An 11505-nucleotide genomic window follows, 5' to 3' on the forward strand; every position below is an offset into this window, starting at 1 on the left:
GAGCTGGCGCTGCGCATCGCGGGCCGAGACCGCGCCGAAGCGAAGCGCCTCGCCGACGAGGGGCTGCGCAGGCTCGGACTGGAAGCCTATGCCCGCTCTTACCCGCATGTGCTGTCCGGCGGCATGCAGCAGCGAGTCTCGTTCCTGCGCGCGCTGCTGTCGCCGCAGCCGCTCATGCTGCTCGACGAGCCGTTCGGCGCGCTTGATGCGCTGACGCGGCAGCGGATGCAGCGCTGGCTGCTGTCGCTGTGGGAGGAGGAGCGCCGCTCGGTGCTGTTCGTCACGCATTCCATCGAGGAGGCGCTGCTGCTGTCCGACCGCGTTCTCGTCCTGTCGGCATCGCCGGCCGTCGTCGTTCGGGAGCTCCAGGTTCCGTTTGCGCGGCCGCGCAGCGCAAAGCTGGGAAGCGATCCGCGGTTCGGCGAGCTGAAGGAGTCTCTCTATGAATCGCTCGGAAGCCTGGAAGAGGGGGATATGCCGTTATGAAACTGATCCATCTGCCTCTCGTCGATGCCCATATCCATCTGGAGCAGTATGCTGCGGATGAGCTGGAAGCGATGCTCGAGCAGTCGTTCAACGGCGGCGTGGCCGCTGTCGTGGCCGTATCCATGGATCTGGATTCCGCCGAGCGGACGCGCAAGCTGGCCGGGCGGCATCCGGGCCGGATCATGCCCGCTTATGGCTGGCATCCCGAGCAGGAGCTGCCGGACGAGGCCGAAATGCAGGCGCTTCTGGCCTGGATCCGGAATCGCCATGAAGCCGGGGAAGCGTTCGCGATCGGAGAGGTCGGACTTCCCTATTACATGCGGACGGAAGCGCAAGCGGAGGGAAAAGGGTTCGACGAATCCGGGTACTTGCGCATCTTGAGGGAATTCGTCTCCCTTGCCGCCGACACCGGCCGTCCGATCATTCTGCACGCCGTCTACGAGGATGCCGCCAAGGCGGCGGAGCTGCTGCGGGAATTCGGCGTCGCACGCGCGCATTTTCACTGGTACAAGGGAGATGAGGCCATGACGAGAATGCTTGCGGATGCCGGATGGTACGTCTCGCTCACTCCGGATGTGCTGTACGAGGAGGAAATCCGCCTGCTTGCCGCCACATACCCGCTTGAGCGCCTCATGACGGAGACGGACGGTCCCTGGCCGTTCGAAGGGCCGTTCGCCGGGCAGGCGACCCATCCCCTTATGATTCGGGAGTCGGTCAGGGAGATTGCCCGTCTGAGAGGAATGGACGAGCGGGAGGCTGCCTCTATGCTGGCCGCGAACGCGCGCAGATTGTATTTTTCCTGAACACAAAGGCGGCGCCCGGATTCTATCCGGGCGCCGCTTCGGTTATTTTGCCAGCTGGCGAAGTCCCTCCATGTACGTATCCACCAGCATGCGAAACGTAACGTTGAGGTCAAGCGGCATGCCGAAGCCTCCGATTCTTTCCAGCGAGGCGAAGCCATGCAGCAGGCTGCGGATGCCGCGCACCGCGTGGATGGCGGCATCGCCCTGCAGCCCGAAGCCCGACATGGCTTCGAGCGCAAGCCGCACGATGGTGCCGCCTGCCTGCTGAAGCTGCTCGTCGTCCGGCTCGGGAGCCCTTTGGATCCCCTCATAAAGCCCAGGATGCGATCGCGCGAACTGAAGATAAGCGGCGCAGAACGATTTCAAGGCTTCGTCGCCTTGCTTGCCGTCGAGCGCCAGCGCGAGGCGTTCGTTAAGCCGCTCCAGCGCGTTCAGGGCGAGCAGTCTCCGGAGCTCGGGCAGTCCCGCGACATGATTGTAGAGAGAGGGAGAGCGGACATTCAGCTTCTGGGCCAGCGACGCCAGCGTTACGGCCTCGAAGCCTTGGGCGTCGGCCAGCTCGGCCGCCGCTCCCAGCAGCGTCCCTTGATCAAGACCGATTCGCGGCGACATGGCTTTTGCCTCCTTGGCGGAATTCGGCTTGCCGGATGGCCCGCTCCAGAACGGCTGCGGGCTGCTGTATCATCCGTCCATGCCCGGCAGCGATAAGCGAGGGCTTGAGCGCGGCGAGCTTGCGGGCAGACTCCAGCGCAGCGTCCGCGTTCCAGGTAGCCATGGCCGGAAATGGGAACAAAATCCGCATCTGGCCGCTGACGGCGAAGCCGCCGCGGACTTGGAACGCATCCCCGACAACGAGCGCGCGGCTCCGCGCATCGAGAAACGCCATCGAGCCGGGAGTGTGTCCGGGTGCGGCGATGGCGGTCAGCGAACCGATCCGGTCTCCGTCCCGCAGCAGCACGTCGGGGCGGGTCTTCACCTTCTTCGGAATATCGCCGCGGATCGGAGTGGACGGTTCTCCCTCGTCCAGAGACAAATCCCCGTCGAGCAGTCTGGCATCCCGGGCCGACAGGTAGACGGGAACGTAAGGAAGGGCTTCTCTGAGAGCGTCAAGCGCTCCGACATGGTCGCCGTGGGCATGCGTCAGCACGATGCGGGTGATCGGTTTGCCGATGATTTTGGCCGCTTCCATAATGCCCTTCGAGCTGTAGGGAAGCGCGGCGTCGATCAGCGTCAATCCGTCTTCCTCTTCGACGAAATAAGCGTTGACCGGGAACAGGCGGGGAAGGAAAGCCAGCTGGTGCACCGTTTGATGACGAACCGTTTTCATGGGGGGGCCGCTCCTTTTATTGAAAACTAATCTAATTAGCTTTAATATAACTAATGCAATTAGCTTTTGCAAGCCCCCATTTCCGAGCGGTTCCCTTGGATGGATAAGGAGCTGCAGGATGCGGCCATTCGTTCCTCCCTATGAAGAAGACCGCCAGCATAAAAACAGCGGCAGAACCGTTTGGGCTCCCAAGCCCGGTTCTGCCGCTGTCATGTGGCTGCCGTGAGATCAAGTCGCCTACCATAGCATTCGTTCGCCGAGCTCCAGCTGCACGCCGCCTGATCGGAACGCATCGCGACGGCTGCGGGCTCTCGGGGACGCGAGATGAAGCATGGTCGCGAGGCCGAGGGAATCGCTGCGGAAAGGCCGCTCGCGCGTGCCGCCGATCAAGGCCAGCCCGTCGGCCCGTTCCCATCCGCCCCGGGAATAAAAGGATGACATCGGCGTTTTGCGCCATCGTGTAGGAAAAGGCTTCCCGGATCAGCTTCAGGCCGAAGCCTTGCCGGCGATAGAGCGGATTCGTCAGCACTTCGCTGATTCCAAAGGCTTCGTACGTCTCTCCCTCATGAAAAATCGTCGTACGAGGGACGGCGAGATGGCAGATGACGACGCCATCGTCGACATAAATCAGCGAATAAGGCCGGGTGGACGGATTGCCTGGCCAAGCGACGGGCTCCCCGTCCTGGAACGCTTGGGGCCATTCCGTCCGCATGAAGGCTATGATCTGGTCTTTCAGGTGTGCAGGACAGTCCTCCTGGGGAATCTGCAGCAGTTCCATCATGGCATTCGTTCTCCTTGTCTCGTCAGGCTGCGCCGATAACAGCAGTCGGCTGCCTGTCCTGTCAGGATACCCGAACTCGGCTTGGAAATGAAGCCCGGCCCATTACCGAACGCCAAGCTGTCCCTGCCGGCTGCGCCCGGTTCTCTCTGCAGCCGCCGTTCAAGCCGGACGGCCGCAGTCAAGATGCCGGCCGCAGTCGGAAGACGGGCTGGATTTCCAGGCCTCATGCCGGCCCGGTCTCGCTCGGCGATCGGAGCAGACCGTCACGCCGACGCCGGGACCGTTTCGGTCTTGCCGGCGGCCCGGGATTTTTTCCATCCCGATCCCAGCAGCGCGAGAAGGAACGCGCCTGCGATGCCCGCCAGCACGGCGGCGCTGCCTCCTGCCGAATCCAGACCGCCGAAGTACATCACTTCCCTCATGCCGTAGGCCGCGAAACGAAGCGGAGTCCACGAATAAATCCAGAAATGAGTCGTATCGGTCAGAAATTCCGGAGCCATGTTGAGCAGCGGCATGGAGAAGAACATGAGCAGGACGAGGATCGCCATCGCCGGGAGCCCGATCCAGTTGAGCAGCGCGGACTGCAGCATATAGAAGGTGACGGCGGCCAGCCACAGGAACAGCCAGGTGTCCAGCGAATGCGCAAGCTCCATGCCGTACCAGGAGGAAGCGGTCCACACCAGGAAGCCCGAAGCAATGCCGGTGATGGCGACGCCGATGACCGGCTGCCAGGCGACCGCCGCCGGCCTTCCCGCTCCCGACTGGATCGCTTTTCCTCCGGCCAGGAACAGCATCATGGCGGTGACGAGGCTGCCCATCCACATGATCTGGGTGAGCAGGCCGGGCGCGCTGCCGGAAGCGTTGTTCGCTCCTACGGGATGAACGGTTTCTTCCTGCACCTGAATCGGGGAGAGGAGAGCCTGGGCGACGGTGACCGGAAGCTGCTGCGATTTCTGGGCGATTCCGGCGAGCATCGACTTGGACAGCTCCGCTCCCGCCATGCTCATGACCTGGCCCAATCCTTGCCTGAGAACGGTCGAAGCCTGGGCATTCAGGCCTTCGCTGACAAGAACCCGCACAGCGGGCTGCTGCGGAGAGGCGCCGGCTATCGAGGCGACGCCGGAGCTGAGATCGGCGGGCAGGATAAGCGCTCCATAATACTCTCTGGCGTCCAAGGCCTCCCGTGCAGCTTGCTCCGAATCGAGGACGGTCCATTTGATCGGCAGCTTGTCATTGGAGAGCAGCTGCTCCTTCAGCTTTTCGCCGACCGCCAGCGAGCCGCCGCCGGGAAGATCCGCAGGATGGTCGAGGACGACCAGAGCCGCGGGAACCTCCTTCGGCTTCGTGCCCAGCACGGACCCCATCATTGCCGCGCCGAACACGACAAGAACGGCCAGAACGATGATTGTTCCAGCCCACACCATTTTTTGCTTGAATATAGCCATGGCTTCTATCGACTCCTTCTCTATCTATTAATGAACACTCTGTTGAATACAAAGCACGTTGTTAATTATAATGAGAACAGCAGAAAGCACAATGATCACATTTCTCCGAAGTGTCGAGTACTCGCCACGATGAGATGGAGTGTTCATTAGCAGGTTGATTTTCGGGAGGAAAAGACATGCAGGACAACGCAAACAAGCCGGACCGGAGGCAGGCTCGGACGAAGCAGCTGCTTTATGAAGCGCTCATGGACCTCGTCAGGGAAAAAGGAGCGGAGAATGTGACCGTGACCGACATCGCCAGCCGCGCGAACATCAACCGGGGGACGTTCTACCTGCACTACCGGGACGTGCCGGATATGCTCCAGCAGCTGAAGGACGATGTGTTCAGCCGGATCCGGGCTAAGGTCGAGAAGCTGGATATAAAGGAGGCGTGGGCTTATGCGGATCGGGACGAAGCCTATCCCCAAGGCGTCATCGTTTTCGACGAGCTGGCTAAGCATGCCGATTTTTTGCGCACGATGGTCGGAGCTCAAGGAGATATGTCCTATGCCCTGCGCTTCCGCGAGCTGTTCACGGCCCATATCTATGAGAAGGTCAAATACGTGCCGGAAGGCAAGTCGATCATGCCGCCGGATTACTTCGTCGCTTATGTGACATCGGCCAACTTCGGCTTCCTCATGCACTGGATCGAGTCGGGCATGAACCTGACCTCCGAGGAGATGGCGAGGATCATGATCCGCCTCATGCACTATGGGCCGCTGGTGTCGCTCGGCTTGAAGGAAGTTCCGCCTGGAGGGGCGAAGATAGCGGAGGAGCGCTGAAGCCTGCCGGTTCCGTCGAGCGCTCTATGAAGGGAGGCAAGCAGATGAATCGCTTACAGCGCATTCGTGCCTATGAAAAGGAATACCATGATGATTGCTACGAAAATCGAATCTTGTTCGAGAGCGGCTCCTGGCTGGAAAAGCCGGTGCGGACCGTGCTCGACCTGTTCGAACAGCTGGAACGCCCGAACGGCCTCCGCCTTCTGGATCTTGGCTGCGGGGTCGGCCGCAACAGCATTCCGCTGGCTTCGCGGCTTTCCGGCACCGGGGGCAAGGTCGTCTGCGTCGATCTGCTGGAGTCCGCCATCTGCCATTTGGAGAAGTATGGCCGCGAGCATGGAGTGGAGGAGGAGCTGGAGCTGCATCGATGCGACATCGCAGCCTTCCGAATCGAGCCGGATCGGTACGACTATATCTTCTCGGTGTCCAGCCTGGAGCATCTGGACTCGATGGACTCCTTCGTGAAGGTGCTGGGCGCGATGGCGGCGGGGACGCGAACGGGAGGCATTCACTGCCTCATCGTCAATGCGGGAGTCAAAGAAGTGTGTCTGGCGACGGGCGAAGAGCTGGATCCGAAGTTCGAGCTGATGCTGGATACGGAGGAGCTGGGCTCACTGCTGGCGGAGAAGTACCGGGGCTGGGAGCTGCTGCGCCATGCCGTGAAGCCGTACGAGCTTGAGATCCAGCGCGACGGCGAGCCGGTATCTCTCCGGAGCGATGTCGTGACCTGGGCAGCGAGGAAGAAATAGAACTAGGATATCCATATGGGAACGAACGTTCTACTATAGGATGGGAAGGACAAGAGTCCGCTGGCCCTAGTTTCCAGACCTCAAAGGAGGTGAAGCGAGTTGGGAACGAGCCAGGTCATCGTCATGGAATACGATCCGTCATGGCAAACGGAATATGAAAGCGAAAAGGCCCGCATTCTTGCCGCGCTGGCCGGGGAGAGCATATGGGTGGAGCATATCGGCAGCACCTCGGTGCCGGGTCTGGCCGCCAAGCCGATTGTGGACATAGCTGTCGGCGTGGCGCATTTGTCCATCGCCGACGCATTCATCCAGCCGCTCGCGGCAATCGGGTATGAATATGTGCCCAAGCCGGAATTCCCCGCGCGGCGCTTTTTCCGGCAGGGCGAATGGGGAAAGGGAACCCATCATCTGCATGTCTACGAGTTCGGGAGCGAGGAGTGGAAGGGCAATCTGCTGTTCCGCGACAGCCTCCGCAGCGATCCGGGACTGCGGAGGCAATATGCCGAGCTGAAGGCTGATTTGGCCAGCCGGCATCCGGATGACCGGGCGGCTTATACCGCTCATAAGGGGCCGTTCATTCGGACCGTGATGGAGCGGGCCGGGAAGCAGGCACAGGGCAGGGTGACAAATCCATAAAGCCATAGAAGGGAGAGCCGAATAATGGCCGTAAAAGAAATCTTGCCGTTCGGAGACCCGATTCTCCGCCGCAGGGCGCGCGAGGTCGACAGCGTCGATGAGCGGACGATCCGCTATCTCGACAGCCTCGCCGAGACGCTGTACGCCCGGGAAGGCAGAGCGGGACTTGCCGCTCCGCAGGTCGGCATCCTGCGGCGCCTCATCGTGATGGACTGCGGAGAGGGCTTGATCGAGCTCATCAATCCGGAGATCATCCACCGGGAAGGTCAGCAGACGGGTACGGAAGGCTGCCTCTCCCTGCCGGGGTATTACGGCAACGTGACGCGCTCGCAGAAGGTGCAGGTACGGACGCTGACCCGGTCGGGCGAGACGGTCGTGCTGCACGGAGAAGGCTACTTGGCCCGGTGCATGCAGCATGAGATCGATCATTTGGACGGAATCCTGTATGTGGACCACGTCCGTGACAACTGGCTGACCGAGGAGCACACGGGACGAAAGGCCAATCTCCTTCCGATCCTGCAGCTGAGCCGGAGGACTTGAGATTTGGACACGTCGGAGCGGAGTCTGGATCCGTTCAGAAACGGCACTCCATCGGAACCTTGCCGGTTTTTATTCCACCGCGTCGTTCGTTTTGGTCATGATCGCGAAATGCTTGGCCAGGAAGGCCGGCGAATAAGGCATGTCGTTCCTCACCCAAGCTACGATGGTTCCGATCAGGGCGGCGGAACCGTACCAGATCGCAATGTCCTTTGGAGTGCCTGATTTCGTGAACGCCAAGTCGCTGCCCGATCGTTCGATCCTCAAGGCAATCGATTCCGACAGCATCTTGAGCAGCCGCTCCGTAAAGATCGGCGTCCGTTTCGAACCGAGAACAATCTTGTAGAACTTGGAATGCGCGGCGATATGCTCAAGCAGATGGACCAGCATCCGCGATTCGGTTTCTTCCGGCGTTCGATCGTTCGCCTCGGATTGGTTCCATACCCGCCGGATATCCTCCACCATATCGTCCGCCATCTTCTCCAGCATGTCGGGAATATCGCGATAGTGCAAATAAAAGGTGACGCGGTTGATCGTTGCGCGCTCCGCGATCCGGTTGACGGATATTTTTTCGAGATCCATTTCCTGCAGAAGATCGATCAGAGCATCCTTCAACAGCTGACGGGTCCGGAGCACTCGGGGATCGACACGAGGTTTGGCGGGGTCTGTCATGGTTTTTGGCTCCTTCTTCAGATACTTTACAAAAATCCATTTTATGTCTGTTATGTGCGAATTGAACGACATATCCCCACAAACTGATGACTAGTTTACATTTTGCCCCGATGCGTTACTTGTAAGATACTTCTTTCCGAATATAATCTAATTTATACAGTGTTGATTATCTTACACATTGTAAATTAAGTCTAGATTATAGGTTTGGAGAGGATGGAGCAAGTGAACGCAAGCAAGGAATTGAACACCAGTACGATAAAAAAGGGACCGATCTTGTTCATCATGATTTTGGGAGCCTTTTTAGCGACGCTGAATCAAACGATCATGAGCGTCGCCACTCCGGAACTGATGAATGATTTCAACATTACGGCTGCGACCGCGCAGTGGCTGACGACGGGTTATATGCTCGTCAACGGGGTGCTGATCCCGATTACCGCCTTCTTCATGCAGCGGTTCACGACGAGGCAGCTGTTCCAGGCCTCCATGATGATCTTCCTTGTCGGAACGATCGTATCGGCTCTCTCGCACAGCTTCCCGGTCCTGTTGACCGGTCGGATGATCCAGGCGGCAGGCGCAGGCATCATCATGCCGCTGCTCATGAATGTCATTCTGACGCTGTTCCCTCCGGAGAAGCGGGGAGCCGCCATGGGGATGATGGGCCTGGCCATCATTTTCGCCCCGGCTATCGGCCCGACGCTCGCCGGCTACATTCTGGAACATTACGCCTGGGAAACTCTGTTCTACGGAATGATTCCCTTTACTCTTATCGTCATCGTCTGCGGATTCATCTTCTTGCGCAATGTATCCGAGCGGGGCCATGCCAAGATCGACGTGCTCAGCGTTCTTCTGTCCACCGTCGGCTTCGGCGCCTTGCTCTACGGCTTCAGCCGGGCCGCAGGCAAAGGCTGGTCCAGCGCGGAAGTCATCGCGACCATCGCTGCCGGCGTGCTGGCTCTCGTCCTGTTCTCGGTGCGGCAGCTGATCTCCAAAAGTCCGCTGCTTGACCTGCGGGCGTTCAAGTACAATATGTTCTCCTTGACGACGATCATCAATGTCGCGATTACGATGGTGATGTACGCGGATATGATGCTGCTTCCGCTCTATCTCCAAAATGCCCGGGGCTACACGGCTCTCGAATCCGGCCTGCTGCTGCTTCCCGGCGCGCTTGTCATGGGCTTCATGATGCCGGTCGCCGGCAAGCTGTTCGACCGCTTCGGCGCCAAGTGGCTGGCTGTTGCAGGCTTGATCATCACCATCGTGACGACAATCGGCTTTACGGATCTGACGGACTCCACCAGCTATACGTATCTGGTCCTCATGTCCACAGGCCGCCGGATCGGGATGGCGCTGCTGCTGATGCCGGTGCAAACCGCAGGCTTGAACCAATTGCCGAACCGGCTTAATGCGCATGGCACCGCCATCTCCAACACGGTGCGGCAGGTAGCCGGAGCCGTGGGCACATCCCTGCTCATTACCGTCATGTCCAGCCGGGCCAAAACGCATGCGGCGGAAATGATGATCTTCGCGGAGCGGCGCTGCCGCTGCCGCGCAGACCAGCACCGCGCCGGATGCCGTATCCTTCGCCAGCTTGGCCAGCGGATGAAGCTCGCCGCCGCAAGCCAGGTCGACCGCCCTCTCGATGGCGGTATTGATCAGCTCCGCTGCCAGCACGAGGGCGGATACCAGCAGCAGCAGCGCCCACTCCGTCCGCTTGAGTCCAAGGCAGGAAGCCAAGGCCATCGCCAGCACGAACATGAAGAGATGCGCTCTCATGTGACGTTCGGTGCGAACCGCATGGCCGATGCCCGATCCCGCGAGCCCCAGGCTGGCAAGAAAGCGTCTCATGTCCTTCTACGTCCGGGGGAGGCCGGCCTTCTGCAGGACGGCTTCCTGCTTGGCCGTCATGACCGCCTCCGCTTCCTCGTCCTGATGGTCGTATCCGATCAGGTGAAGAAAGCCATGCACGAACAGAAAGCCGATCTCCCTCTCCAGGGAATGTCCGTATTCCTCCGCCTGGCTCCGAGCCGTCTCGACGGATATCACGATATCGCCAAGCGAGTCCGGGTAAGGCAGCGGCTCGCTCTCGTCCTCGACCTCGAATACGATTTCCGGCTCGTCCTCCCCATCCTCCTGCATGGCGAAGCTGAGAACGTCCGTCGGACGGTCGATGCCGCGGTATTCCTTGTTGAGCTCATGAATGCGGGCGTTGTCCACGAACGTGACGACAACCTCGCCCTCCGTCATTCCCTCGGCTTCTCCTGCAAGCTGCAGCAGCTGCTCCAGCCTCTGTCCCCACTCCGCGGGGATATCGAACGCTTCCTGCTCGCTGCTCCATTCCAATTTCAGACTCATGCCAGCTTCTCCTTTGGTTTCACGTCTTCCGGGTATTCTATCCGCGAGTGGAAGATGCCGATGACAGCTTCCTTGAGCGTCTGGGCGATCCGGTCCAGCTCCTTGAGCGTCAGGTCGCATTCATTGAATTGATTGTCGTCCAGCCGGCTCTTGATGATTTTGTGGATCATCGACTCGATGTTCTCCATCGTCGGGTTGCGCAGGCTCCGTACGGCGGCTTCCACGCAGTCGGCGATGCCGACGATCGCGGCCTCCTTGGACTGCGCCTTCGGCCCCGGATACCGGAAATCATCCTCCGTGAAGGCGATTTCCTTTCCTTCCGCCTCCGCTTCCTTGACCGCCTTGAAATAAAAGAACTTCAGCGACGTCGTGCCGTGATGCTGCTCCGCGATATCGCGGATCGGCTTCGGCATGTTATGAGCCTTCAGCATTTCCACTCCGTCTCTGGCATGCGCCGTAATGATCGACTTGCTCAGCTTTGGATCGATGGAATCATGCGGATTGTCGATGTTCGTCTGATTTTCGATGAAGTAGTTGGGCCGCTTGGTCTTGCCGATGTCGTGATAGAACGACCCTACCCGGCATAACAGCCCGTCTGCCCCGATCGCCTCCGCCGCCGCCTCCGACAGGTTGCCGACCATTACGCTGTGATGGTACGTACCCGGAGTCTCCGTCAGCAGCTTGCGGAGCAGAGGATGGTTCGGATTCGAGAGCTCCACGAGCTTCAGCGCGGACAGGATGCCGAACGTAAGCTCGAAGAACGGCATCAGCCCGATGACGAGCACGGCGGTGACGAGTCCGCTGCCGAAGGCAAAGCCGAGCGAGTACAGGATGTCCTTGCGCTCCGGCAGATCGCCCAGCAGGAGGATCGCCAGTACCGACACCGTCCCGAACAG

13 protein-coding genes and 3 pseudogenes are annotated in these 11505 nt (G+C 60.0%); 7 read left to right on the forward strand and 9 right to left on the reverse strand.

Annotated features, from left to right (window positions below; translation table 11 throughout):
- A partial coding sequence (locus tag BN871_RS21155) for an ABC transporter ATP-binding protein (RefSeq protein ID WP_048748665.1) occupies positions 1 to 486 on the forward strand: 486 nt, incomplete at its 5' end.
- Positions 483 to 1289, forward strand: coding sequence for a TatD family hydrolase (locus BN871_RS21160; protein WP_048748666.1), 807 nt, complete (start codon positions 483 to 485; stop codon positions 1287 to 1289). The genes BN871_RS21155 and BN871_RS21160, both read left to right, overlap by 4 nt.
- A 42-nt stretch (positions 1290 to 1331) precedes the next feature.
- Here the strand turns inward: BN871_RS21160 and BN871_RS21165 are convergent, their stop codons facing one another.
- The 5 genes and pseudogenes from BN871_RS21165 to BN871_RS21180 all read right to left on the reverse strand — a co-directional run bounded on the left by BN871_RS21165 (position 1332) and on the right by BN871_RS21180 (position 4842).
- On the reverse strand, positions 1332 to 1901 hold the full coding sequence (locus BN871_RS21165) for a TetR/AcrR family transcriptional regulator (RefSeq protein WP_021880482.1): 570 nt from the start codon (positions 1899 to 1901) through the stop codon (positions 1332 to 1334).
- Entirely contained in the window at positions 1879 to 2616 is a 738-nt protein-coding gene (locus tag BN871_RS21170; protein WP_048748667.1) for an MBL fold metallo-hydrolase, read from the reverse strand. The genes BN871_RS21165 and BN871_RS21170 overlap by 23 nt, the downstream gene beginning before the upstream one ends.
- Positions 2617 to 2853: 237 nt before the next feature.
- Positions 2854 to 3057 (reverse strand): hypothetical protein, encoded by a 204-nt coding sequence (locus tag BN871_RS29340; RefSeq protein WP_232313251.1) that lies wholly within the window; start codon positions 3055 to 3057, stop codon positions 2854 to 2856.
- 10 nt (positions 3058 to 3067) lie between these two features.
- A pseudogene (locus tag BN871_RS29345) lies at positions 3068 to 3397 on the reverse strand (GNAT family N-acetyltransferase); the annotation flags it as partial.
- Positions 3398 to 3660: 263 nt separating this feature from the next.
- The gene (locus BN871_RS21180; protein WP_048748668.1) at positions 3661 to 4842 is read right to left on the reverse strand and encodes a YhgE/Pip domain-containing protein; all 1182 of its coding nucleotides are present in this window, start codon (positions 4840 to 4842) and stop codon (positions 3661 to 3663) included.
- A 176-nt stretch (positions 4843 to 5018) separates the two neighbouring features.
- On the opposite strand from BN871_RS21180, the gene BN871_RS21185 reads away from it, so the two are divergent.
- From BN871_RS21185 to def, 4 genes are all read left to right on the forward strand, one after another.
- Positions 5019 to 5663 (forward strand): TetR/AcrR family transcriptional regulator, encoded by a 645-nt coding sequence (locus BN871_RS21185; RefSeq protein ID WP_048748669.1) that lies wholly within the window; start codon positions 5019 to 5021, stop codon positions 5661 to 5663.
- Between the two features lie 44 nt (positions 5664 to 5707).
- Positions 5708 to 6412, forward strand: a complete 705-nt coding sequence (locus BN871_RS21190) for a bifunctional 2-polyprenyl-6-hydroxyphenol methylase/3-demethylubiquinol 3-O-methyltransferase UbiG (protein WP_048748673.1) — start codon at positions 5708 to 5710, stop codon at positions 6410 to 6412.
- 99 nt (positions 6413 to 6511) lie between these two features.
- Positions 6512 to 7048 (forward strand): GrpB family protein, encoded by a 537-nt coding sequence (locus BN871_RS21195; RefSeq protein ID WP_232313249.1) that lies wholly within the window; start codon positions 6512 to 6514, stop codon positions 7046 to 7048.
- A 24-nt stretch (positions 7049 to 7072) separates the two neighbouring features.
- Positions 7073 to 7588: a peptide deformylase gene (def, locus tag BN871_RS21200; protein ID WP_048748670.1), complete on the forward strand. Its 516-nt coding sequence runs from the start codon at positions 7073 to 7075 to the stop codon at positions 7586 to 7588.
- Positions 7589 to 7657: 69 nt separating this feature from the next.
- Here def and BN871_RS21205 read toward each other — a convergent pair whose 3' ends face one another.
- Positions 7658 to 8257: a TetR/AcrR family transcriptional regulator gene (locus tag BN871_RS21205; protein WP_048748671.1), complete on the reverse strand. Its 600-nt coding sequence runs from the start codon at positions 8255 to 8257 to the stop codon at positions 7658 to 7660.
- A 213-nt stretch (positions 8258 to 8470) separates the two neighbouring features.
- Here BN871_RS21205 and BN871_RS21210 point away from each other — a divergent pair.
- A pseudogene (locus tag BN871_RS21210) lies at positions 8471 to 9775 on the forward strand (DHA2 family efflux MFS transporter permease subunit); the annotation flags it as partial.
- A 75-nt stretch (positions 9776 to 9850) separates the two neighbouring features.
- Here BN871_RS21210 and BN871_RS30030 read toward each other — a convergent pair.
- The 3 genes and pseudogenes from BN871_RS30030 to BN871_RS21215 all read right to left on the reverse strand — a co-directional run.
- Positions 9851 to 10102: pseudogene (locus BN871_RS30030) on the reverse strand (diacylglycerol kinase family protein); the annotation flags it as partial.
- A 6-nt stretch (positions 10103 to 10108) separates the two neighbouring features.
- Entirely contained in the window at positions 10109 to 10609 is a 501-nt protein-coding gene (gene ybeY / locus BN871_RS27100) for an rRNA maturation RNase YbeY (protein ID WP_021877525.1), read from the reverse strand.
- Positions 10606 to 11505: HD family phosphohydrolase (locus tag BN871_RS21215; RefSeq protein ID WP_048748672.1), on the reverse strand; the 900-nt coding region annotated here is incomplete at its 5' end. The genes ybeY and BN871_RS21215, both read right to left, overlap by 4 nt.

Origin of the sequence: Paenibacillus sp. P22, assembly GCF_000469945.2 — a bacterium.
Lineage (GTDB): Bacteria > Bacillota > Bacilli > Paenibacillales > Paenibacillaceae > Paenibacillus_O > Paenibacillus_O humicus.

Bases quoted from the DNA above. Each gene is read 5' to 3' on its own strand.
- BN871_RS21165 (WP_021880482.1), bottom strand. From the start codon at position 1,901: ATGTCGCCGCGAATCGGTCTTGATCAAGGGACGCTGCTGGGAGCGGCG.
- def (WP_048748670.1), top strand. From the start codon at position 7,073: ATGGCCGTAAAAGAAATCTTGCCGTTCGGAGACCCGATTCTCCGCCGC.
- BN871_RS21205 (WP_048748671.1), bottom strand. From the start codon at position 8,257: ATGACAGACCCCGCCAAACCTCGTGTCGATCCCCGAGTGCTCCGGACC.
- BN871_RS21190 (WP_048748673.1), top strand. From the start codon at position 5,708: ATGAATCGCTTACAGCGCATTCGTGCCTATGAAAAGGAATACCATGAT.
- BN871_RS21185 (WP_048748669.1), top strand. From the start codon at position 5,019: ATGCAGGACAACGCAAACAAGCCGGACCGGAGGCAGGCTCGGACGAAG.
- BN871_RS29340 (WP_232313251.1), bottom strand. From the start codon at position 3,057: ATGTCATCCTTTTATTCCCGGGGCGGATGGGAACGGGCCGACGGGCTG.
- BN871_RS21180 (WP_048748668.1), bottom strand. From the start codon at position 4,842: ATGGCTATATTCAAGCAAAAAATGGTGTGGGCTGGAACAATCATCGTT.
- BN871_RS21170 (WP_048748667.1), bottom strand. From the start codon at position 2,616: ATGAAAACGGTTCGTCATCAAACGGTGCACCAGCTGGCTTTCCTTCCC.
- ybeY (WP_021877525.1), bottom strand. From the start codon at position 10,609: ATGAGTCTGAAATTGGAATGGAGCAGCGAGCAGGAAGCGTTCGATATC.
- BN871_RS21160 (WP_048748666.1), top strand. From the start codon at position 483: ATGAAACTGATCCATCTGCCTCTCGTCGATGCCCATATCCATCTGGAG.